General features: G+C 37.9%; 18 protein-coding genes. 11 read left to right on the top strand and 7 right to left on the bottom strand.

Going from position 1 to position 23,329, the window contains the following annotated elements:
• Positions 1-5: 5 nt before the first annotated feature.
• The gene (locus AAV97_RS18890) at positions 6-1,772 is read right to left on the bottom strand and encodes a neutral/alkaline non-lysosomal ceramidase N-terminal domain-containing protein (protein WP_046761421.1); all 1,767 of its coding nucleotides are present in this window, start codon (positions 1,770-1,772) and stop codon (positions 6-8) included.
• A 122-nt stretch (positions 1,773-1,894) separates the two neighbouring features.
• Between AAV97_RS18890 and AAV97_RS18885 the strand changes: the two genes are divergently transcribed.
• The 5 genes from AAV97_RS18885 to AAV97_RS18865 all read left to right on the top strand — a co-directional run bounded on the left by AAV97_RS18885 (position 1,895) and on the right by AAV97_RS18865 (position 10,055).
• Positions 1,895-2,944, top strand: a complete 1,050-nt coding sequence (locus AAV97_RS18885; RefSeq protein ID WP_046761420.1) for an AraC family transcriptional regulator — start codon at positions 1,895-1,897, stop codon at positions 2,942-2,944.
• A 233-nt stretch (positions 2,945-3,177) separates the two neighbouring features.
• Positions 3,178-4,824: an acyl-CoA synthetase gene (locus tag AAV97_RS18880; protein ID WP_042089500.1), complete on the top strand. Its 1,647-nt coding sequence runs from the start codon at positions 3,178-3,180 to the stop codon at positions 4,822-4,824.
• Between the two features lie 166 nt (positions 4,825-4,990).
• Positions 4,991-5,518: a hypothetical protein gene (locus tag AAV97_RS18875; protein WP_046761419.1), complete on the top strand. Its 528-nt coding sequence runs from the start codon at positions 4,991-4,993 to the stop codon at positions 5,516-5,518.
• Between the two features lie 759 nt (positions 5,519-6,277).
• Positions 6,278-8,080, top strand: coding sequence for an acyl-CoA dehydrogenase C-terminal domain-containing protein (locus AAV97_RS18870; RefSeq protein WP_010590750.1), 1,803 nt, complete (start codon positions 6,278-6,280; stop codon positions 8,078-8,080).
• Between the two features lie 193 nt (positions 8,081-8,273).
• On the top strand, positions 8,274-10,055 hold the full coding sequence (locus AAV97_RS18865) for an acyl-CoA dehydrogenase C-terminal domain-containing protein (RefSeq protein ID WP_046761418.1): 1,782 nt from the start codon (positions 8,274-8,276) through the stop codon (positions 10,053-10,055).
• Between the two features lie 64 nt (positions 10,056-10,119).
• Here the strand turns inward: AAV97_RS18865 and AAV97_RS18860 are convergent, their stop codons facing one another.
• Entirely contained in the window at positions 10,120-10,464 is a 345-nt protein-coding gene (locus AAV97_RS18860; RefSeq protein WP_004827821.1) for a hypothetical protein, read from the bottom strand.
• 355 nt (positions 10,465-10,819) lie between these two features.
• On the opposite strand from AAV97_RS18860, the gene AAV97_RS18855 reads away from it, so the two are divergent.
• The gene (locus AAV97_RS18855) at positions 10,820-11,314 is read left to right on the top strand and encodes a phosphate-starvation-inducible protein PsiE (RefSeq protein WP_005030925.1); all 495 of its coding nucleotides are present in this window, start codon (positions 10,820-10,822) and stop codon (positions 11,312-11,314) included.
• 152 nt (positions 11,315-11,466) lie between these two features.
• Here AAV97_RS18855 and AAV97_RS18850 read toward each other — a convergent pair whose 3' ends face one another.
• On the bottom strand, positions 11,467-11,964 hold the full coding sequence (locus AAV97_RS18850) for an RcnB family protein (RefSeq protein WP_009585658.1): 498 nt from the start codon (positions 11,962-11,964) through the stop codon (positions 11,467-11,469).
• A gap of 167 nt (positions 11,965-12,131) precedes the next feature.
• Here AAV97_RS18850 and AAV97_RS18845 point away from each other — a divergent pair, with 167 nt between their 5' ends.
• Positions 12,132-12,578, top strand: a complete 447-nt coding sequence (locus tag AAV97_RS18845; protein WP_046761417.1) for a hypothetical protein — start codon at positions 12,132-12,134, stop codon at positions 12,576-12,578.
• 26 nt (positions 12,579-12,604) lie between these two features.
• Here AAV97_RS18845 and AAV97_RS18840 read toward each other — a convergent pair whose 3' ends face one another.
• From AAV97_RS18840 to AAV97_RS18825, 4 genes are all read right to left on the bottom strand, one after another.
• Positions 12,605-13,999 carry a tetratricopeptide repeat protein gene (locus AAV97_RS18840; RefSeq protein ID WP_046761416.1) on the bottom strand — a complete coding sequence of 465 codons (1,395 nt, stop codon included), beginning with the start codon at positions 13,997-13,999 and terminating at the stop codon, positions 12,605-12,607.
• Positions 14,000-14,078: 79 nt separating this feature from the next.
• The gene (locus AAV97_RS18835) at positions 14,079-15,542 is read right to left on the bottom strand and encodes a phospholipase D family protein (protein WP_046761415.1); all 1,464 of its coding nucleotides are present in this window, start codon (positions 15,540-15,542) and stop codon (positions 14,079-14,081) included.
• A gap of 147 nt (positions 15,543-15,689) precedes the next feature.
• Positions 15,690-17,792 (bottom strand): zinc piracy TonB-dependent receptor ZnuD, encoded by a 2,103-nt coding sequence (znuD, locus tag AAV97_RS18830; protein WP_046761414.1) that lies wholly within the window; start codon positions 17,790-17,792, stop codon positions 15,690-15,692.
• A 111-nt stretch (positions 17,793-17,903) separates the two neighbouring features.
• Complete coding sequence (locus tag AAV97_RS18825; protein ID WP_046761413.1) at positions 17,904-19,163, bottom strand: O-antigen ligase family protein; 1,260 nt, start codon at positions 19,161-19,163, stop codon at positions 17,904-17,906.
• A gap of 121 nt (positions 19,164-19,284) precedes the next feature.
• Between AAV97_RS18825 and AAV97_RS18820 the strand changes: the two genes are divergently transcribed.
• The 4 genes from AAV97_RS18820 to AAV97_RS18805 all read left to right on the top strand — a co-directional run bounded on the left by AAV97_RS18820 (position 19,285) and on the right by AAV97_RS18805 (position 23,326).
• Positions 19,285-20,055 (top strand): DUF4184 family protein, encoded by a 771-nt coding sequence (locus AAV97_RS18820; RefSeq protein ID WP_046761412.1) that lies wholly within the window; start codon positions 19,285-19,287, stop codon positions 20,053-20,055.
• Positions 20,056-20,304: 249 nt separating this feature from the next.
• Positions 20,305-22,092 carry an aspartate--tRNA ligase gene (gene aspS, locus AAV97_RS18815; RefSeq protein WP_005030933.1) on the top strand — a complete coding sequence of 596 codons (1,788 nt, stop codon included), beginning with the start codon at positions 20,305-20,307 and terminating at the stop codon, positions 22,090-22,092.
• A gap of 138 nt (positions 22,093-22,230) precedes the next feature.
• A complete protein-coding gene (locus AAV97_RS18810) occupies positions 22,231-22,449 on the top strand; it encodes a hypothetical protein (protein ID WP_046761411.1) in 219 nt (72 codons plus the stop codon).
• 10 nt (positions 22,450-22,459) lie between these two features.
• Positions 22,460-23,326 carry a lysophospholipid acyltransferase family protein gene (locus AAV97_RS18805; RefSeq protein WP_046761410.1) on the top strand — a complete coding sequence of 289 codons (867 nt, stop codon included), beginning with the start codon at positions 22,460-22,462 and terminating at the stop codon, positions 23,324-23,326.
• The last annotated feature ends 3 nt before the right edge of the window (positions 23,327-23,329 follow it).

The raw sequence follows: 23,329 nt of genomic DNA, 5'->3' as shown, positions 1-23,329 counted from the left end.
ATCCTTTAGCGTACTGCGGTTTTTACACTGCCATGATTTGTTCTCAGGTCTATTTCGTGTTGTGAAATTTTTGTAGGGCGAGTGACTTGATCAAACTTGCGTTGCGACTCATCAATCATTAATTGGCTTGCAAGATATTGAAACTTGTATTGAATTGCAGCATGTGTCCACTGCCCATATAAGGTGTGCGCGCCCTCATAGGCTTGCTCTTGATACTCTTCTTGTGTGGTAATGTATCCCATATAATCATTGCAGTAAGACACTAGAGCCGTGGTTGAAATCATCTGATGAGTTGTCAGTTGCTTTGCCACTGTTTGAATCAAACGCTGCCCTGCTGTCGTGGTAATCTCTCCCGGACAGCACACCAATGCTAATGCACCAATGTGAATAATCTGTAAAGGAATAACACTCGGAACAAGTGGACTGGTCTGAATCGCACCTGCTTTCACTTGTCGATTCATTTCTGCAATAAGAGGATCAACAAAACTCGGGGTGAAATCCAGCGGCTTACCCAATAATTGATTGTCAGGGCTTTCAAGCACAATATCTTTGGGAAATTGAGCGTCATACAATGCTTTATATTTTGCATAATCTGGTGCATTTGGATCTGCTAAACGTTTCTTACGTACTTGCCTTGACAGCAGTGTTAAAATTTTAATGATAGGCTTTGACGCACCTTGACCATCAACGGGTGTTCCGCCCATAAATCCAACACCATGACAAGCAGCACTGGTTCTCATCTTCTCAGACTTTTGACTGAACTCGCTTGGGATTTCAACCTGACTTAAATCAACATAACTCAAAATGGCATCTATACCGCCTTTTAGACACATGCTTCCAATCGCACTTTTATTTTGATTCTCGGAATTTTGAAGATCTATTTTAGTTAAAGCCTTGATGGCTAACTCACTTTGATAGCGCCCATTTTGTTGGGCATATTGATATTCTTTTTCACCTTTGATTCGACTGCGAATTATATTTTGTTTCGGACCATGAAAATGTGGAGATACATCTCCAGCTGTGGCTTGTGCAAATATTGCAACAGGATTTTGCACACCTTGTTGCAATAAATACTCTTCACTCTGTATCGCAGCATATCCCTTGTTATCACCATCATGTGCATTGAGTTGATTACCCAAACAGGTAGCATGTACGCCAAATAATGAGATAAATGCAACAAGTTGCTGATCACGATAAAATCCAATTAATTGCATTTCACGATTTAAAGCAAGATGTGTTTCAGCCTCAGTTCGATGTATCACGTCTGGATTGCGATTATAGGCATCTAATGATCGATTCCATGCGACTGGTGTATCTTGAGGGAATTGACAGGTTTGATAAAAAATTTCTGTTTCTTGTTCCGATTGAATCGCTTGAAGAATACTGGTCAAAGCAGCATTGATCACAGCATTTAAATGCTCAGGAACAAAACCCGGCGTCGGCATATTATATAATGCTTCATAGGCACAGCCACCTGGTCCAGAATGGGTATGCGTCGCCATCAATACCAATCGTTGCGGATTAAATTGTTCGTTCAACTTTTCAGTTAAAGCTTTAACTACACCTTCACGCATTGCATAGGTAATACAACCTAAATCCAAACAGCAAAATAATAGGGGTTGTTCTGAGTCTGAACGGCGAATACTGAAACTTCGTGCAAATAAGGCTGTACGTTTTACATAAGCGCGATGTGACCACATGCCATAACCAAACATGGCATAACCTTGTGGTTGGATTTCAATCTCTTGCTTTGCCCAGCCTACCCTAAACATATATGGTATTCCTTTATCTTTTTTATGTGATACATCAGCAGAACCAGATTGAATATTAATCAAAAATATGCGATACCAGCTAGGGTAAAAGCAACAACAATATGGGGGGCTAAACGGACTTTATGGGCTCACAACAAACGGAATTTAGCAATTCACAATTTTACATCCCACCAATGATACTCACGAGTTTGATTCATTATGGTGAACAACGACATTGGCAATATGCAGATTGGTTTAAATTACACAATCTTGATTTGGAACAGATCCGCCAAGGGCAAGGTTTCGTTGCATTTTCGGAACTTTGTGGCGTTATTCAAGATGCACTCAACTGTACTCAACAAAAGCATTTAGGTTTATTGCTGGGTAGCCATGAGGGTCAAATTTCTATTGGTATTTTGGGTTTTGCAATGCAAGCGTGTAAAACTGTTGCAGAAGCACTGGAAACAGCTTTGCAGTACCACCCTATTTCAGGCAGTGTTTTGGATTTGAGTGTTCATTTGAGTCAAGACTATTGTGAAATCGAGCTGATAGAACGCAGTGATTGTGGTCCACTCAAAGCATTTTTTTGCGATGAAGTTTTTGCCAGCATCATGACCTGTTTAAACATGATGTTAGATCGAGATTATGAACTGATTAGTTTAGAACTGAGTTATGATCATTCTGCTTATTCACAAGATTATCAACGTATTTTTCAATGCCCTATACTTTTTAAAAGCAACAGGAATTTAATTCGATTTCCAAATACCCTATTAGCCAAAACACTTAAAAATCATAGTCCAGTCAACTATCAAATTGCGATTCAAATGTGTCAGCAAGCATTAAAGCAATTTAATCAAATCAACCAACACAGCATAGTTCAGGTATTACAACATTTAATTGAGAGCCATTTGCCAGAGCGTTTTGATATGCACCAAGCTGCACAGCATTTCCATTTAAGCGAACGCCACCTAAGACGCTTACTACTCAATGATGGTCTGAGTTTTCAGCACTTAAAGCAACAAGTCTTAGAAAAAAAAGCCAAACAATGGCTTGAAGACAATCAATCAATCAGCCAAATCAGTTTTAATTTAGGCTTTAGTGAGCTTCGAGAGTTTCGTCGTGCATTCAAGAAATGGACAGGATTTTCTCCAAGTGAGTATAAAAAAACTAAACTCTTAAGTTCAGTTTCTTAGTATTTAAATAGGTAAATATACATACAGTATACACATGTTCCAACAGCCAAAAATTTCTTAAAATATTTATTTAATTCATGTTTTTGAAAATAAACTTCCAACGCTCAACAGGACAACACTATGTAAACATATTTACATTTTACAAATACTCGACTAAAGCATAAATGAATTTTAATCATCTTATGCCTATCTTTTAAGCATGGACATTAGAACAAATAGAGACGGAGCTCAACATGGTCAGTGCATATGACGAATTACCACGCACACCTGCAAATTTTGTAGCATTATCACCTTTACGTTACTTAGAACGCGCTGCTTATATTTATCCTGATCAGGATGCAATTGTTCATGGTCATCGTCATATTTCATGGCGAGAAACTTATCAACGTTGTCGCCAATTTGCGCATCAATTACGAAATCTAGGCATCGAGAAAAATGATACGGTTTCTGTTCTCTTACCGAATATTCCAGCCATGATTGAAGCGCATTTTGCAGTCCCAATGGCTGGCGCAGTATTAAATACCTTGAATACCCGTTTAGATGCCAAAACCATCGCATTTATGCTTGAACATGCTGAAACTAAAGTGCTTTTGGTTGACCCTGAATTTGCGACATTGGCGCAAGAAGCTGTAGGCATGCTGTCTCAGAATATCTATATCATTGATGTTGCTGACGTTGAATATGACAAAAATGACTCTGCTTCTCGCATTGGTCAAATCGAATATGAACAGTGGCTTCAAGGGGGTGATACTGATTTTGAATGGCACTTACCTCAAGACGAGTGGGATGCTATTAGCCTAAATTATACTTCTGGAACTACTGGCAACCCGAAAGGCGTGGTCTATCACCATCGTGGGGCTTATATCAATGCTGCGAGTAATATTATTGCCTGTGGAATGACCCCTCGTTGTAAATATCTTTGGACACTTCCCTTGTTTCACTGTAACGGTTGGTGCTTTGCTTGGACGATCGCAGCAAATGGTGGCACCAATATCTGCTTACGTAAAATTGATCCTGAACTGGTCTATCAACTGATTGATCAATACAAAGTTGATTATTTCTGTGGCGCACCGATTGTTTTGTCAATGTTGATTAACACACCAAAAGATAAGCAAATTAAATTTAAACATCATGTTGAAGTCATGGTGGCTGGTGCTGCACCTCCAGCAGCGATTATTGAGGGTATGCATCATATTGGTGTTCAAGTGAATCATGTTTATGGACTTACAGAAACCTACGGTCCTTCTGCATTATGTGCATCACAAGCCGGATGGAGTGATTTGTCAATTCAAGAGCAAGCTCAATTACATTCACGTCAAGGCGTACCTTATCCTTTGCAAGATGGTATGCGTGTTCTCGATGCAGAAACCATGCAGCCAGTTCCAAATGATGGCAAGACCATGGGGGAAATTATGTTCCGTGGCAACATTGTCATGAAAGGTTATTTAAAAAATACTCAAGCCACTGAAGAAGCATTCAAGGGGGGCTGGTTTCATACGGGCGATTTAGCTGTCTGCCAACCAGATGGTTATGCAAAAATCATGGATCGCTCAAAAGACATCATTATTTCTGGTGGGGAAAATATTTCCTCTTTAGAGGTCGAAGAAATCCTCTATACCCACCCTGCTATTATGACAGCAGCGGTCGTTGCTCAACCTGATCCACGTTGGCAAGAAGTGCCTTGCGCCTTTATTGAGCTTAAGCAAGGCGCAGAAACAACTCCTGAAGAAGTGATTGAGTTTTGCAAACAACATCTGGCACGTTTTAAAGTACCAAAGAGTGTGGTGATTTGTGAGATTCCAAAAACTTCAACAGGAAAATTACAAAAATTTATCTTACGTGACTGGGCAAAAGAACGCGCTGTAGGTGAGTTTCAGTAAGGATTTAAATGTCGTGATTCTCTCTTCATAGAAATCATCTTTGGCTCGTCTAAGCAAAGTGAATGATCTAAAAGAGAGGACACGATAAGCCCTGATGATAGACTAAGCGACTCCGATAGGTTGATGATTTTTTAGTCCCTTGTTTTATACGATAAAATACTAAGCCATGAATAAATTACGTACAGAAATAGAACCCGACTTCGAAACGGCACAACAACTTTATCCGACTGTGCTCGAATTAATTGCAAATTACACCCGCTTTTGTGATGAATTCGGTGATGAAGACTCCGTGGAATATCAAAAACTCAGTGAAAAACTTACACAAATCACCCTTAAAGATATCAACCAATATGATCTCTGGGAGTGGTGGGAAGCCGAAGGAATTGAAAACTTAAGCTTTGATATTTGCCTACCCGAGCCTAAAATCATTAAGGATATTTCAAAACAAGAACTAACTGAAATTGTACAACGTATTAAAAAATCAGATTTTACGACTCAACATAAAAATAATTTTATTCATTCTTTTTATATTCGCACCGTCTTTCCGGGTGGTTATTTCTATAATTTTTTAAAACTCAATTTTAAATATTTTCATCATCGCCTATTTCAGCGTAATAAAGATCAGAATGGTAAATACTTTGAATATTCAACTGAAGAAATTGTAGAACAACTCTGGGCTAAAAAATCTAAATAATGCTCAACTATTTTAAAAATTCTATGAGTAACTGATGTTACGCACTTGATTGAAATTAAGTAGGTGAAAAAGAAAAAGCTAAATTTACACGACGGAGTCTTACAGCCAAAGTTTAAATTTATGGAATAGCCTTCGGCTCAAGGTACTTTTGTTTTGGCATGAGGAGCAAAGCTCCGCAAGGGCAACCATCTTGAGCAGCGACATCGCTGCTCACCGCAGAACTCGTTCACTATCGTCAAAATATTCAAAGTTTCGCAGAAACTTTACTTATTAGAAGGAGTCCTGCCTCAAGCAATTGCGGATGACGTTTCCGCGTACCCACATTCTTCTAGCTCCAACATTTAATTTTAGAGTTACTGCGTAACATCAGTGAGTAAATGTAATGGCTTGTTCTCATCACAAAATCAGCATAAAACACCGTTTTTTATAAAACTCTTCATTACTTGAATAGTTTAGTTATTTTGTAGCCAACCTTCATCTAATAGCATCTACTTTTACAGTCATTTTATTGGACACAACTTTTTACGATTTTGACTATTTGTATCCATATTTTTCAATGAAAACTGTTTACACTCAATGCACTTACAAGTTTCAAGCTATTTTTCTTTGACTTTACAGTCACAGAGAAATAACCATGAAATACTTGTACGTCACTATAAGATGTTGCACGATGTAGCAGAACAAATATGTGTCATAGAAGACACACATCGTATTTATGAAGATTATAAATCTGGTTTAACCAGTATTGAGGAAACCGATATGCCACAATACAAAGCACCCTTACGTGATATGCACTTCGTTTTGCATGAATTATTAAATGCAGAAGAACATTACGCTAAACTCCCTGCGTTCCAAGAAACCGTAAGCCGTGAATTGATTGATCAGTATTTAGAAGCTGGCGCGGATTTCTGTGAAAACGAACTTTCTCCTTTAAACCAGATCGGTGATCGTGAAGGCTGTAAATGGGATGATGGTGTTGTGACTACACCAACAGGCTTCAAAGCAGCTTATGACAAATATGTAGAACTCGGTTTCCCTTCTCTTTCAGTTCCTGAAGAACATGGTGGTCAAGGCTTACCAGGCTCATTAGCAACAGCTATTTCAGAAATGGTAGGTTCAGCAAACTGGGCATGGGGCATGTATCCTGGTCTTTCTCATGGTGCGGTTCGTACTATCGAACACCATGGTTCTGCTGAACAAAAAGCAACGTATTTGCCTAAACTGGTTTCAGGTGAATGGACAGGTACAATGTGTCTAACAGAATCTCATGCAGGTTCTGACCTTGGTATCATCCGCTCTAAAGCTGAACCACAAGCAGATGGTAGTTATGCAATTTCTGGCGAGAAAATCTTCATTTCAGCTGGTGAGCATGATATGGCTGAGAACATTGTTCACATTGTTCTTGCTCGTTTACCAGGCGCTCCTAAAGGCACCAAAGGAATTTCATTATTCATCGTACCAAAATTCAATGTCAATGCGGATGGCTCTATTGCAGACCGTAATGGCGTTCGTTGTGGTTCAATTGAACACAAAATGGGTATCCATGGTAATGCCACATGTGTGATCAACTTTGATAATGCGAAAGGCTTCTTGATTGGACCAGAAAATAAAGGTCTACACTGCATGTTCACCTTTATGAACACTGCACGTATCGGTACAGCGGTTCAAGGTTTAACAGCATCTGAATCATCTTTCCAAGGCGCACTTGCCTATGCCAAAGATCGTCTAGCAATGCGTTCACTTTCTGGTCCAAAATCACCAGAGAAAGAAGCAGATCCAATCATCGTTCACCCTGCTGTACGCAACATGCTTATGACGCAAAAAGCATTTGCTGAAGGCGGTCGTGCACTGGTTTACTTCTTGTCTCAATATGCAGATATCGTTGAACAAGGCGTTACTGAAGAAGATCGTAAATTCGCTGACAACATCTTGTCTTTATTAACACCAATTGCAAAAGCATTCTTAACTGAAACAGGTTCAGAATCAGCGAAACATGGTGTACAAGTCTTTGGTGGTCACGGCTTTATTTCTGAACACGGTATGGAGCAAATTGTACGTGATACACGTATCTCTTGCTTATACGAAGGGACGACTGAAATCCAAGCACTTGATTTGCTAGGTCGTAAAGTATTGGGAACTCAAGGTGCAATGTTGAAAGACTTCACCAAGATTATCCATAAGTTTGCAGAAGCAAACAAAGACAATGCTGATCTAAAAGAATTTGTTGAACCATTGGCTGCTCTGAACAAAGAGTGGGGTGATTTAACCATGCAGATCGGTATGAAAGCTATGCAAAACCCTGATGAAGTGGGTGCTGCAGCAGTAGATTACTTATACTTCTCTGGCTATGTAACACTTGCATTCTTGTGGGCGCGCATGGCGCTTGTTGCTCAACAGAAATTAGCTGAAGGTTCTACCGAAACTGGCTTCTACAACGCAAAAATCAAGACTGCTCGTTTCTACTTCAAAAAGATTCTTCCACGTGTTCGCTCACATGTAGATGTGATTGCAGGTGGCTTAGATCCTTTGATGTCATTAGATGCTGAAGATTTTGCATTCTAAATAGAATGTCGAATTAGACATTAAAAAAACTGTACTCAAGAGTGCAGAAATAGAGAAAGGACGGTCATAGCTTTGACAGTCCTTTTTCTTTATAAATAGACCGTAATTTTACTTAGATCATCTAACAACATTCATCATTGTTGATTAGACTGGTCTGAGTCTACAGATTCAAACAATAAACAGGTGAACGAACATGCCAATTTATAATGCGCCACTTGCAGATATGAAATTCATTCTGAATGACGTTTTCAATGCAGAGCAATTCTGGCAAGCCAATGAAAAGCTTGCACATGTTGATGCAGCAACGGCTGAAGCGATTTTAGAAGAAATGGCTAAATTTGCTCAAAATGTTACGCTTCCACTCAACCGTACTGGTGACGAAGAAGGCGCACATTATGAAAATGGCAAAGTAACGACACCTGCTGGCTTTAAAGAAGCTTTCCAACAATACGCTGAAGGTGGTTGGATCGGTTTAGGAGCAGATGAAGAATGGGGCGGTCAGGCAATGCCGAAAATGCTGACTGTACTTGCAGACGAAATGCTATTTGCAACCAACCCTTCTTTCATGCTCTACCCGCTTCTTTCTGTGGGTGCTGGTATGGCGTTAAACAGCTATGCCTCTCAAGAGCAAAAAGAAACCTATTTACCTAAAATTTATTCAGGTGAATGGTCTGGCACCATGTGTCTAACTGAACCACATGCAGGTACGGATTTAGGGATCATCAAAACTAAAGCCGAACCAAATGAAGATGGTTCGTACAACATTACGGGTACGAAAATCTTTATTACTGGTGGTGACCATGATTTAGCTGAAAATATCATTCACCTTGTTTTAGCAAAAACACCGAATGCTCCAGCAGGTTCACGTGGCATTTCGCTGTTTATCGTACCTAAATTTATTGTCAATGCAGATGGTTCATTAGGTGAACGCAATACAGCTGGTCCTGGTTCAATTGAGCACAAAATGGGAATCAAAGCCTCTGCAACATGTGTCATGAACTTTGACGCTGCCAAAGGTTACTTGGTCGGTAAAGAAAACGAAGGTTTAGCTGCAATGTTCGTGATGATGAATTACGAACGTCTGTCGATGGGTATTCAAGGTCTTGGTGCTTCTGAATACGCTTATCAAAATGCAGCTCAATATGCGACTGATCGTCTGCAAGGTCGCAGCGCAAATGGTGTTCAATCTCCAAACAAACCGGCAGACAGCATCCTTGTTCATGGTGATGTACGTCGCATGTTATTGAATGCACGTGCCAATAATGAAGCATCTCGTGCCTTTGCTGTATATGTTGGGCAACAACTCGACATTACTAAGTTTTCTACTGATGCCGAAGCGATAGCAAAAGCCAATAATCGAGTTGCACTATTAACCCCAATTGCGAAAGCCTATTTAACTGATACTGCTTTTGATGCAGTAATTGATGCGCAAATGGTTTTCGGTGGTCACGGATTCATTCGTGAATGGGGCATGGAACAATGCGTACGTGATTTACGTATTGCCCAAATCTATGAAGGTACAAACGGCGTACAATCACAAGATTTGATCGGTCGTAAAACCATTAAATGCAATGGCGAATTTATTGCCGAATATATTGCTGAAATCCGTGATTTCGCTAATGATTTAGACACAGATCTTAACTTCATCAAAGATGCAACCTTAGACGTTGCGACTGAAGTGGACATGATCACTCAGCACATTTTAGAACGTGCCAAAGAAAATGCAGATTTCGCTAATGCTACTGCTGTGGACTATCTACACGCTGTAGGCTTGTTAAGCTTTAGCTATATGTTTGCACGCATTGCCAATGCTGCAAAAAATAAAGATGGTCAGTTCTACCAAGATAAATTGGCATTAACGCATTACTTCATTCAACGTATTTTGCCTGATTTACATGCACGTATTGCAAAAATCAAAGCAGGTGCAGAAGTATTAATGAACTTCAGTGAAGACTATTTTACGACGCAAGCTTAAGTTCAAAATGAATTGAAGCCAGTAATCAAAACGTCCGATTCATCGGGCGTTTTTCATTGATCATTCATTCAAGTAGTTTTGGATCTGGAAATGGTAATTTATCCTGAGACTCGCTAGGCATTGCAACCCATTTACCTTTGTCTTGGTAAAAATCAGATTGTGTTTCATTGGTTGCAGCGCCTAACTTGACTGAAATCGTACATGCAATTTGTTCTGGATGTGTAGGATTTACAGCAGGAATACATGTACCTAATTTTATTTCTGAAATCATTGCGCCGATTTCTGTTCCCAACAACTCAGCTGTGGCTTGTTTTGCTTCTGCAACTGTAGGGACTTTGATCGTATCAGCACTCGAAAACTGGCTAAATAATAGAATATTGAAACATGCAACTATGCGGGTTATTTTCATCTTTTCTATCCGTTGATCATTAACATTTAATTTAAAAAATTATCGACATCACAATCTAACATGACTGAATATTAATGACTTTACACTATTGGTTTGTCTTGTATTGAGACGATACAAGAATTTTCACTGATTCCACCATAGTGAAAAGTTTGTTTTATTTTGATTGAATTTATAATGAAAGACGATTTTATCAAATAGCTGATCACGTGAACTTTATTTTCAACTTGTAATCATAGATCCTACTCTTTAAGTTGCTGAAACAAATCCATGATAAAAACAAAATAAATATAACTTTGATGTGCATGAAATTTGCATGATGTTTAATTCACAATACAACATAGAAATGGAGGAAGTTATGAACAAAGATCCACGTATAGAAAAAATAGAAAACCTCCTCGATAAATTAGGCAATATTGCCGTAGAAGCTTTTCACTATATTGCCCTATTTATCATCGGTTGTATGATTGCATGGTCCGCAGTGCATACCATCATCGAAATTTTGACTGTAAAACAATACGCCAGCATTGATGATATTTTACTCTTATTTATTTACCTAGAATTAGGGGCAATGGTGGGGATTTACTTTAAAACCAATCACATGCCTGTGCGTTTTTTAATTTATATCGCGATTACAGCACTGACTCGATTATTGATTTCAGATATCCAACATGACCATAAAGCGGATATTGATTTGGTGATTATTACAGGTTCAGTTTTAATTTTGGCAATTGCAATCTTGATTGTACGTTATGCATCTTGGACTTATCCCTCTGTGATTCGAGATAAACATAGTGAAAAACCATTGGCACATGGAAAAACGCCACGACCCGAAGATGATGAGTTAGCCTAACATCAAATTTCTTTATCTATATCTGAAATAAAACCTTCTCAGCGTTGTGAAATCAACATCAAATTTGATTCACATCGCCAAAGAAGGCTGCAATCATGTTTAGATTAGTGTGTTCACATTTCATTTCCAAACATAATCCATAGTAAACAGAATTAACGGTCATTCGGCACTTGTAAATAACGTCCACTTTCAAAAATCCAATGCATTCCAACCTGGGGATCAGGTAAACCATAACGACGCCAATCACTAATTAACGTGTAATGCGAGCTTTCAATCTGACCACCCTCTCCATTCACATAACCATAACTATTGCCTGAATACTCTGTTCGTGTTGGAAACTGATGGTTATAAATAATCGTCACACCATTTTGTGGTGGATAATTTGGATAGGGTTGATTTGGATGAGGATAAGGTCGATTTGGATAGCTTGGATAAGATGGATATGGTCGCGGGTATTGTGGACGGACAGGAATTTCCTGCGTCATTTGTCGACCATATTGATCTGTGTATTTGTACGTCGTGGTCGGATATTTCTTTTGAGGGCGTTCAACACTGCGATAGTTGCCCCAATCTTTACCATCTGCCCATGTCGTTGCCGAAACACCTGAAAGCATCCACATCAAGACACTTAAACTGAGTATCTGTTTCATTTCAACCTCCAAAGTTCAGCAGATAGATTATTTTAATACATCATTCCAGAGAAATTATGGATAAATAACAAGCATTATTTATCTTGTTTAATTGTTTATACATCAACTTGGGCAAATTCTGACATCAATCTGATAAAATATGATTTTAATCTGATGAGTGCTGTATTGTGGCTGAACTGTGCTTTGACCGTTTACATCAATTTTTTTGCAAAGTCCCAAGTGTGCAAGAAGCATTTATTGATAGCTATGGTTCAGATGGTAAACAGGCTTGGTGGTTCAAGTTTCAAATTAATATTGACCATCCACTCGCATGGCAAACTGTACAAGAACTGGGTCATGTTTTAAATTACATTTCTAAAAATGAACGACTTCCTACTCAGTTTCTACCTGTTTCACCACCGCCCTATATGAATGGTGAAGCAAAGCAGTTTTTAGCCTGGGTCATTCAATGTAATCATTCAGACTTTTCTCCAGATGTGGTCTGTGATTGGTTAGAAGCACGTTTACCCAAGCCGGTAGATGACCTTGAAAAATGGAAAATAAAGACCGATTTACATGAGTTGGATCAAGTCTCTGATCAGGATTTGGATCAGATTATTCCGCCAAATCCATAATCTGTGTAAAATTCTGAGAACCGAATCTATCTTTTTCGGTTCTTAGATTCGGTTTCAGCTTGCTCACTATCATTATTCAAACTTTTCATCAGACCACTGAGGTTATTATTGAATTGCGCACGCATCTGAATATAGGTTTTAAGCTTTCTCGCTTTAACGGGGTCTTTCGTTGTTCCCTTACCTGTTTGATACGCCTCTAAAGCTTTGCTTTGCGTATCTTCCTCAGATGATCCGTTTTCATAAGCTAAAACCGCCCAACGATAATCCTCAGGCTGATCCATAATACGCGCAAGATTATCCATTGCATTGACTGATCCTAATTCCGCAGCCTGCTTAAAATATTTTTGGGCAAGCACTTCATCGTAATCTTCATTTTCTTCATTGAAATACCAAACACCAAGATAATTTATTGCTTCAGGATCGTTTTGGGCAGCCGCTTTCTTTAAATAATCTAATCCCTTGTGAATATCTTTTTGATCTTCATCATTCACCAATAAATAATCAGATCCAAGCTCGGTTAATGCAACATGATTATTGAGTAAAGCCGCTTTGCTATACAAATCTTGCTTATCTTTATCTGTGTCTTTTTTTAATGCGAGCATCAAATATGCATCACTTGCCCCTTTGGCAGCTTGTTTTTCATAGTGTGCTAAAATTGAATTTTCTAGTTGCTTAATCTCCTTGTCTGATAAATATGAGTCTGAAGCATAATCATCAAGTAATTTGATTTTTGCATTAATATCGCCTTGATTAGAACGTTGCTGAAGCATTTTAAAATAAGCTAAATCACTGTCTTTATAAGCTCTTGCATAGTCTTGTTTAGTCTTTGCCCCCAGTCTTTTTAATATTTTCTCTGGACAATTTTGAATCAGCGCTCCAGCTTTTAATGTGTCTCCTTTTTGGACTGCCTGAAATAACCACTGACACTGTTCATCACTATACCCGTCAGCATCATTATCCAATGCATAAACTAAAGTACGCATTGCACCTGTATCACCTTGTTCAGCAAGTTTTAAAATTTTCGGGCGAATTTTTAATAAATTTTGCTTAATATCGTTAGAAATACCAAAGCCTTCAGCCACTTCTGCTTCTAAATCCAATGATAAATAGGCATCAAAATTTCCACGCTGTGCAGCTTCTAAGCGTAATTTTTTATATAAATGATTATTTTCAGGTAAAAACCGATAATCTGCTGAATTAGAATAATACTTCGCAAGTAAAAAGTAAGCTTCTGCATCTCCTTGATCGGATGCCTGTTGAAGTAATTGAATTGCTTTATCCGTATTGATTAAAACAGTTGGGCTACCTGTTTGCAATATTTTTGCTTGAGTTAATAAAGGATTTTCAGCAAAACTCAATGGTGAAATAATAAGGCTAAATGTAAAAAGGGATTTTAAAAATGAAGTTTGTAAAGTTCTCATAAAAAGCTCAGCTTTGTTATTAAAATATACTCAGCTGAAGATTATGTACCGAAAACCATTCATTTCGGTACATATTTTTTTAAAAGGTGGATAAACCACTCCACTCCATAAATCGGTAAACTCCATATTTCAGTTTCGAATCATCCGCATATTTGCTGTAATCCACACTCATTTGACGACCATTGAGATTTGACCAAGCTGTATTAAAATACTGTTCAGCATCAATAAATACTTGCTGCTGTGGATTGCCTAAGACCCGTAAATCGGTTTCTAAATTATAGTTTTTCAAATTACGTGCGGTAAAATTGGCTGAACCTAAAATCAACTCTGCTGATTGTGCGTTGCGTTTTACAATCATCTTACTATGGCATTGCTCGCCTTGTGTATTACACCAACGGACATCAATACCTTCATTATGTAATTCTGAAGCAACCTGTCGATTTGGAATACCATTTTTCTGACGACCAAAAGCGTCTTTATTGGGGTCGAGTAAAATTCTTAATTTTACCCCACGTTGTTTTGCAGCAATCAATGCTTGAACAATCTTGCGCTCAGATAAATAAAACATCGCTAAGTCAATTTGATCATTGGCTTTTGCAGATGCCAGCATGTTTAAAACTGCCTCATAAATCGCTTTTTCAGTCAGCACTTGCACTTGAGGAGCATTTGGGTTTTCTGGCAATTTCCCAAAAACAATAAACGGTGTATCTGCACCAGATAAATGCGCAACAGCTTGTTCTGATGTCAAAAGATCTGTTGCGATCGCACCATTAACCAACAAAGCAACATTGGAGTGGCGAGAGCTTCCATCATGCGGGTTGGCAGAAGTGACTAGCGTTTTCCAGCCTTCATCCGTATCCACGACTATGGTTTTACGATGATTGGCTTTAAAATTAAATAAGTTTAAATAACTACGTACAGTGATTTTTTCTTTACCGAAAGGATTGTTCAACCATCCTTTTTCAGGATTATTTCCAATATCCTGACAACACAGATACCAAATCCCAGACCATGCTGGATTCGAAGCTCGTAATGGCGTTAAATTGGTTTCGATGACCTCAATTCCCCCCAAGCGTAATTGCCGATATTGTTCAGGTTGAATACCACCATACACCGAATTAATTGGATCAGTAATAAACTTAATTTCCAATGCTGGATTCACAACTTTCTGATTAACTAAAGCTTGCGTCAACTGTTGAGTTAATGCACGTTGCTGAACTTTTGATTCACCTACTTCGCTATTAAACAAAAACATATCTATGACAATCGTGGTTTTTGCTTGTTTAATCAATTGTAAGACTTGATCAAAAATATGCTGATCAAGTTGTTGTTTACCCTGTGCATCAATATAGGTTTCATCGGCAATGAATTTCACATCTGCATGACGCAAAGGTCCAGTAAAATTTAAACCTTTCGGCATTGGTTTATAGGTGTGGTAAATCGCTGATGCGAGATAACCCAAAGCCAACACACTCAAAATAATGCCGAAATAGCGACGTTTTGACCAATTCAGCTTGCTGTGAATTCTATTAAAGATACGCATAAAAAAGACCTAGACTAATTCAGGGTCTGTACAAGTGATCAATCACTTACGTTTAAGTAAAGATTGATCAATCATGAACAGACCCTTAGAGCCTAGGTCGAATTCCTTTATTTTTCAATAACGATTTGGTGAATGAGAATAAATAACTTAGAACTTATAGTCCATTCCTATCACAAAGTTACGTCCAATTTGTGGAATGTTCGCTAAGAAAGAAGTGTGATTATATACTTTCTCATCTAACAGATTGTTTGCTTTAAAGAATATTTTTGCTTCTTGCTGATTTGACATTGGGTATTTATAAGCCAATCCGACATTCACCATATTATAACCTTTGGTCTCTTGCTCATAAGACGCAAATTTGTCTTGGTTAAATACATGCGAATATTCAGCAGAGCCAGACCAATGATCGTCAAAGTCAGCATTTACACGTGCACCTAAACGCCCTGCTGGAACACGTGGAGCATTTTCATCTTCGATTTTGCCACGAACATAATCACCAAACAAACTGGTGTTATAGACTTCATTCCATTGATATGCAACTTCACCTTCTGTACCGTAGAACTTGGCTTTGTCTTGGCTATATTTAATTAAACGGAAGTTTTCATATTGATCTAGCGTTTTGGCATAAATATAGTTGTCAAACCAATTGTGGTATACATGCACATGATAGCTGAGCTTGTCATTGTCAAAATGTAATCCGAGTTCAACGTTGTTTGACTTTTCTTTATCTAGATTTTCATTGCCCAATTCATATGTATTGGTTGCATAATGTTTACCATCCGCATAAAGCTCTTGCGCCAAAGGTAACCGTTCTTGATGAGAACCAGTTAAAGAGAGCGTGTAATTCGGTGAGAAAGCCCAATTTACAGCACCTGAATATGAGAATGCATTTCCATTGAAATCTTTTTGTTCAGAATTGACATCGACAGTTTGGTGATCAAAACGGGTACCCAATTCAACATGGAAATCACCAAATTGACGGTGTTCTAAGCCAAACAGACTATATTTTTGTGTCTTATTTGGAGCAAGAACAGCTTCTTCTCCAGTAATATCTAGCTTTTGTTGGCTTGCTTGTACACCCCAAACACCTTCCCATGCAGCAACGGGATTATGTACCAATTCGACACGACCTTCATAGCCTTTGCTCTTGAACGTTGTCATTGGCGTACCATCTTCAATTTCATCATGCTTGTAGTCTGTATAACTTGCCTGCGCTCTGAGTTTCTTGAAGCCCGCAAATGGCTCATTTAACTCAGAACGGAAATCATAGCGATCCGTTTTCATATCAATCCATGGACCGGCTTCTGCATGATCATGACCCTCTTCACCATGATCATGTCCAGCATGATCATCGTCATTTCCATCATCATGCGCACCACAATGTAATGATAAACCATGCAAATGGCATGATTCATACTCATGACTGTGTCCAGGCAAACCATACTGATCTTTACGATTACTATAAGAAATTCCGGCGAAACCACGCTCACCAATCCATGACAAACCGACGTTGACATTATCCGATTCTGAGAAAGTATTGCCTACACGACGTTCTTTCATTGTATGTGCGTGATCACCATGCTCCTCTGTGACCATATAGTCTGGCGTAATGTAATCATTCGCATCACGTTTTAATCCTTCAACTCGCAAAGCCACATTTGAACCCAGTCCAACGGTGACGCCTGCATGTGCCATTTTTTCATCATTGCCTGTGTTATAACGAAGTCCCACATTCCCTTCATAACCATTTTCAGGCATTGCAGTTGGGATTTTGCTATCAATCACATTGACTAAACCACCGACTGAACCTGCACCATAAAGTAATGTGGACGGTCCACGAACAATTTCTACTTTTTGTGCAAGCTGTGGATCTACAGTGACAGCATGGTCTGGCGATAAACTAGAAACATCCATCGTTTCTGTCGCATTTTGTGTAACTTTTACACGAGCCCCTTCCTGACCTCGAATGACTGGACGGCTCGAACCTGTACCAAATGTATTAGAGTAAACCCCTAACTCATCTTTCAGCGCTTCCCCCAAAGTTGTTCCTGATTGTTGTAATTTTTCACGTGAAACAGTTTCATCTGCAGCACCAAAATCTTGGCTAGAAGGAACCAGTGGATGACCAACAACTGTAATGGTTTCTAATTGTTGTGGATTTTTCTCTGTATTGGTCTGATCTTCTGCCCAAATAGAGGTCGAAATGATCGCTGTTATTGAAAGTGTCAGTACGCTTTTAGAAAAAGACATGAGGTGCTCTCGAAGCTCGATGTTTTGAATTTATGTTATATTATAACATTTCAATATTTTTGCAATAAAAAAAGGAAATCAAAATCGATTTCCTTTATGTAAAAGCTAAAATTAATTTACTTTCATAAGCTTATGAATATAGATAAAGCTCATAAGTGAGGCAACGATCCAGTAAAAAACATAGGTGGTATTTTGAAAAAATAAATAATACTCGGTCAATCCACTACACATATAATAAATTACAAATAATGCACCCGTAATTGCTAAATTTTTTATTAATCCATCTTTAACAAAAATATTCTTTATAAAATAAATCAAAGCCACCAAGAAAGTCATCAATAAACCAATCAATCCAACCAAACCATTGGCAGCCAATTCATGAAAATAGATACTGTGCATGTGTTGAAAACAATGAGGTAAATCACCACGTTCATAGAGACGACAATTTTCAGCTTCAATGTCGTACATTCCAATTCCAGTGAAGGGCTTGGATTTAAACATTTCAATTGAATTTCCCCAAAGGAATAACCTAATTCCCGAGCTATTTTGATAGTTATTATTTCGAATATTAAGTGAATCTGATTGAAAATTTTCAACCCTTTGCAGTAATGGTGAGTTTGGAATAATCATATTGATCCCCACAAAACAAATCACCAAGCTCAACATTAAAATAATTTTTTTAAGTTGCGTCTTAGCATAAAAAACAACTAAGAAAGCAAAGACAAAAAGTAGCCCAACCCACGCACCTCGAGTACCATGAAGGATTAAAAGAAACATGCAGAGTAAACTGGTAATTAAATATAAATACGATTGTTTACCCTTTGAATAAAATGAATAACAGAGCAACAATATTGTAAGAGAAATAAAGCCGATGTCATAACTAATCACTGGATTAAAAAAGATACTAAAAAGACCTCGATCAAACTCTAACATTATCCCCCAATACAATAAGTATGGTGTCAAAAATAAAATAACAAGAAATAATATCCGATAAAAATATTCAGCATTAAAGTGACTTTTATAATAAATTGTGGGTAAAAAAATAAATGGAATAAACCAAATATACTGATTGGTAATTTTCTTATAAGTACTTAATAAATTTTCAGGAACTGAATCGAGTCGAAAAAGTAAATGATTTAACAATGTGACACTGATTGAGCCTATACAGCAAAATGCGATAAGGTAAAAATTTGGTTTTATCACCCTGCCTTTTATAAAAAAATAAATAAAAATCAAAATAAAGGCGATAGAAACATTCCAATGCCTAAAATTATCATTAAAAATATAATGAAAAAATACAGTAAAAAAAAGAATCGAAATTAAAAAAATAAGTTTCTTATCTTTTATCATTAAATAATAACTTTCTAACATTGACACTTTAGATCTACACAATTTTTTGTAATATTCTACTTTGAAATTACATTTAATTCATTGATAGACACATGAAATTAACCAATAATTTTTTACCATAAGTTGTAACCACCTATTTTCAATGCCTTTTACACTGTCTCATGCTGTTTTAGCGCCACCACTGTCTAAACTTTCAGGTAATCGTTTACCAATTGCCGCACTCGCAATTGGCACAATGACGCCTGATTTATATCGTGTGCTAGTACAAACTGAAATCCATTTAAATCATCAGTTTAAAGGTCTAATTTATCCAGATTTGTGTGTTGGATTGTTATTTTGCCTATTGTGGTATGTACTGTATCGCCCCTTATTGTTCAAGTTTTTGGGGCTTTCTAAGCCACTTAATGTCCATTCAGCTTTAAGTTTCTTTAAATTTTTGTTCTGGATGATATTGGCGATTCTATTAGGAACTGCTACCCATATTATTTGGGATGGTTTAACACATTTAGATTTTAGAACTTTTGCTTTTAACGACTTTTTAGCGCAACCTGTCTCAATCCTTGACCATATTTACCCAATGCATAAAGTCCTACAAATCGGTTGTTCAGTTGTTGCTTTACCATTCTTATTCTGGATGGGACTCCACTATTTTTTTAAATATAGAAGTTCTGAACCACTTAACCGCAAAGTATTCATTTTCTGTCTATCTTTATTTGCAATTTCATTCTTTAGTGGCTGTCTTTATTACATTCATACAGCAAATGAAAGTGGCATAATTCCCCAACAAACAGATCTTTATGTACTGATTGGTTTCTTTATGAAAGTTTTTACTCAAGCTTCCATGATCTGCTTTAGCTTAGGTTGCTGTCTTTTTCTGTATTTAAATCATAAAAAATATTTTGACTCAGTTTAGAGTCTGTTGACACGTCACAAATACATGCTTGCATTGTCAATAGACACTAAATACTTTCGTTTAAGCTTTGCAGGTTGAGTCAGCAAAATTTCACACAAATTGGCTTAAATTCATCAGGCAATGTTGTAGTTTTTAGCACAAGTCCTTGTGACTCATCGCCCAAAGAGGCATAATCTCACATTACATTTTTAGGCGATGCGCTGTTTACGTATTCGCTTCCTTAACCCATATAGTTGGATTTCTAACGCTATGATGCGAACTCATTATTGCGGTTCTTTAACCGAAGCTCAAATTGACCAAACTGTAACCCTGTGTGGTTGGGTACATCGTCGTCGTGATCACGGTGGTGTAATTTTCCTTGATATGCGTGATCGTGATGGTCTCGTTCAAGTGGTCATTGATCCTGATACACCAGAAGCATTTTCAACCGCTGATAAAGCACGTTCAGAATATGTATTAAAAATAGTTGGTCGTGTACGTCGTCGTTACGAAGGTACTGAAAATGCCAATATGGTGAGCGGTCAAATTGAAGTTTTAGGTAAAGAAATCGAAGTTCTTGCTGCATCTGAAACCCCACCATTCCCATTGAATGATGAAAATGCCAACATTTCTGAAGAAATTCGTCTGAAATATCGCTTCCTTGATATTCGTCGTCCAGAGATGATTGATCGCTTACGTTTCCGTTCTAAAGTAACAACATTAATTCGTAACTACTTAGACGAACATGGTTTCCTTGATGTTGAAACACCTATTTTAACACGTGCTACTCCAGAAGGTGCACGTGACTATTTAGTACCAAGCCGTGTTTCAAATGGTAGCTTCTATGCTCTTCCACAATCACCACAATTATTTAAACAATTGTTAATGGTTGGCGGTGTAGATCGTTATTACCAAATCGCTAAGTGTTTCCGTGACGAAGACTTACGTGCAGACCGTCAGCCAGAATTCACTCAAATCGACATCGAAACATCGTTCTTAAACGATGACGATATTATGGATTTGATGGAAGGCATGACTGTGAAGATGTTCAATGAACTTCTTGGCGTGAAATTCGATAAATTCCAGCGTATGACTTATGCAGATGCAATGCGTGACTATGCATCAGATAAACCAGATTTGCGTATTCCTTTGAAACTTGTAGACGTTGCCGACATGATGCAAGACGTTGAGTTCAAAGTGTTTGCAGGCCCAGCTAAAGATCCTAAAGGTCGTATTGTTGCACTACGAGTTCCAGGCGCAGGTTCTTTACCACGCAGCCAAATTGACGAATATACAAAATTTGTTGGTATCTATGGTGCAAAAGGTTTGGCTTATATTAAAGTCAATGAACTTGAAAAAGGTGTTGAAGGGCTACAGTCACCTATCGTTAAATTTATCGAGCCAATCGTACTCGATCTATTAAAACGTGTTGGTGCTGAAAATGGTGATATCGTATTCTTCGGCGCAGATAAAGCCAAAGTCGTAAATGATGCAATGGGTGCATTACGTATCAAGATCGGACATGACATGAACATGTCGACTTGTGAGTGGGCACCGCTTTGGGTGGTTGACTTCCCAATGTTTGAAGAAACTGATGATGGTAAATGGACCTCTGTTCATCACCCGTTCACACTACCAAAATCAAGTGTTGAAGAGGTGAAAAACAATCCAGGTCAAGCACTTTCAGTCGCTTACGATATGGTACTTAACGGTACTGAAATTGGTGGCGGTTCACTTCGTATCTATACTTTAGAAATGCAAAAAGCGATTTTTGAAGCATTAGGTATTGGCGAAGAAGAAGCTGAAGAGAAATTTAGCTTCTTATTAAATGCATTAAAATTCGGTGCGCCTCCGCATGGTGGTTTAGCATTTGGTCTTGACCGTTTGGTTATGTTGATGACAGGTTCATCTTCGATTCGTGATGTGATTGCATTCCCGAAAACCAAAACAGCTGAATGTCCACTTACACAAGCACCTGCACCAGTAGAACCAAATCAATTACGTGATCTTGGTATTCGCTTACGTGAAAAAGCTAAAGTTGAAACCAAAGAAGCTTAATTCTTTATTCAGCATGAAAAACCCTGTTTTTTAACAGGGTTTTTTATTTTTAAGTAGCATCTTATTTATTTAGGTTCGAATTGAGATAAATTCTCATAAATGGCATAATGAGCAGGTTAACTTTTAAGGTGAAAACCGATGGCTATGCGTCCTAATGTACTTCGTCATACAATCATTATCATTGTATTTTCAGTGGTTCAATGGGGATTCATGCGTTATATTCTCAATCACCAGTTATTTAACTTAGATACTTATCAACGTATTCTCTATTTCAGTATGAGTAGTTTTATTGCTGGTTTTTTTATTATTGTGGCACTGATCTATTTGGTGTTGAAAGGCAATGCTGATCGCGATTAATTTCTAATCCATGTATAACTTACTTAAAAATTTTTCTCGTTTGCCTTTAAGCATGATTCAAACTATTGCGAGAGGAGTAGGAAGTTTATTATTTATCAGTAACTCCTCAGCAAAACGAATTACAGAAATCAATATACAAGCTGCCTATCCTATGCTTGAAGAACGGCAACACCAGGCATTGATTAAAGCCAGTTTGAAAAGTCAGTGCATGACCTATGTAGAGTCGATCAAAGTTTGGGGCTCTCCTCCTGAATTTGCCTTAAATCAAATCAAACAAGTACATAATGCTGAAATTTTTCTCAATGCGTTAAAAAATCCCAATGGAACTTTAGGTGTTGTTCCTCATTTTGGGAATTGGGAATTGATGAATGCTTGGGTGAACCAGCACACACATCCTGTCATTATGTATAAACCGAGTAAAAATAAAGATCTAGACCGATTTATGCTAGAGTCTAGACAACAACTCAAAGCAACATTAGTTCCCACAGATGATACGGGTGTACGTGCTTTATTTAAACACTTAAAACAAGGTGGCTTTTCAGCCATACTTCCAGATCATATTCCCAAAGAATCTGGCGGTGTATATTCGGACTTTTTTGGACAAAAGGCTTTTTCATCAACCTTACTGTCTAAACTAGCAGCGAAAACCCAATGTTCTGTGGTTGGACTCACCTGTATTCGTCGTGCAGATTACGCTGGTTTTGATTTGCATTTTACAGCATTGTCTCCAGATATTAATTCCAAGGATGTACAACTTTCTGTTGATACACTCAATAAAGAAATGGAACGAATGATTAACGTTGCACCTGAACAGTATTTATGGGGCTATAAACGTTTCCGTAAATTAGAGGGTGAACGGAATTTGTATAAACCATAAAAA

This window comes from Acinetobacter sp. Ag2, from assembly GCF_001005515.1.
Classification (GTDB): domain Bacteria; phylum Pseudomonadota; class Gammaproteobacteria; order Pseudomonadales; family Moraxellaceae; genus Acinetobacter; species Acinetobacter bereziniae.
Note: the sequence above shows the minus strand (reverse complement) of the source record. Positions and strands in the feature narration are given on the sequence as shown.

Excerpts from the sequence above, each read along its gene's own strand:
- AAV97_RS18890 (WP_046761421.1), bottom strand. The coding sequence starts at position 1,772 with ATGTTTAGGGTAGGCTGGGCAAAGCAAGAGATTGAAATCCAACCACAA.
- AAV97_RS18885 (WP_046761420.1), top strand. The coding sequence starts at position 1,895 with ATGGGCTCACAACAAACGGAATTTAGCAATTCACAATTTTACATCCCA.
- AAV97_RS18880 (WP_042089500.1), top strand. The coding sequence starts at position 3,178 with ATGGTCAGTGCATATGACGAATTACCACGCACACCTGCAAATTTTGTA.
- AAV97_RS18875 (WP_046761419.1), top strand. The coding sequence starts at position 4,991 with ATGAATAAATTACGTACAGAAATAGAACCCGACTTCGAAACGGCACAA.
- AAV97_RS18870 (WP_010590750.1), top strand. The coding sequence starts at position 6,278 with ATGCCACAATACAAAGCACCCTTACGTGATATGCACTTCGTTTTGCAT.
- AAV97_RS18865 (WP_046761418.1), top strand. The coding sequence starts at position 8,274 with ATGCCAATTTATAATGCGCCACTTGCAGATATGAAATTCATTCTGAAT.
- AAV97_RS18860 (WP_004827821.1), bottom strand. The coding sequence starts at position 10,464 with ATGAAAATAACCCGCATAGTTGCATGTTTCAATATTCTATTATTTAGC.
- AAV97_RS18855 (WP_005030925.1), top strand. The coding sequence starts at position 10,820 with ATGAACAAAGATCCACGTATAGAAAAAATAGAAAACCTCCTCGATAAA.
- AAV97_RS18850 (WP_009585658.1), bottom strand. The coding sequence starts at position 11,964 with ATGAAACAGATACTCAGTTTAAGTGTCTTGATGTGGATGCTTTCAGGT.
- AAV97_RS18840 (WP_046761416.1), bottom strand. The coding sequence starts at position 13,999 with ATGAGAACTTTACAAACTTCATTTTTAAAATCCCTTTTTACATTTAGC.
- AAV97_RS18835 (WP_046761415.1), bottom strand. The coding sequence starts at position 15,542 with ATGCGTATCTTTAATAGAATTCACAGCAAGCTGAATTGGTCAAAACGT.
- znuD (WP_046761414.1), bottom strand. The coding sequence starts at position 17,792 with ATGTCTTTTTCTAAAAGCGTACTGACACTTTCAATAACAGCGATCATT.
- AAV97_RS18825 (WP_046761413.1), bottom strand. The coding sequence starts at position 19,163 with ATGTTAGAAAGTTATTATTTAATGATAAAAGATAAGAAACTTATTTTT.
- AAV97_RS18820 (WP_046761412.1), top strand. The coding sequence starts at position 19,285 with ATGCCTTTTACACTGTCTCATGCTGTTTTAGCGCCACCACTGTCTAAA.
- aspS (WP_005030933.1), top strand. The coding sequence starts at position 20,305 with ATGATGCGAACTCATTATTGCGGTTCTTTAACCGAAGCTCAAATTGAC.
- AAV97_RS18810 (WP_046761411.1), top strand. The coding sequence starts at position 22,231 with ATGGCTATGCGTCCTAATGTACTTCGTCATACAATCATTATCATTGTA.
- AAV97_RS18805 (WP_046761410.1), top strand. The coding sequence starts at position 22,460 with ATGTATAACTTACTTAAAAATTTTTCTCGTTTGCCTTTAAGCATGATT.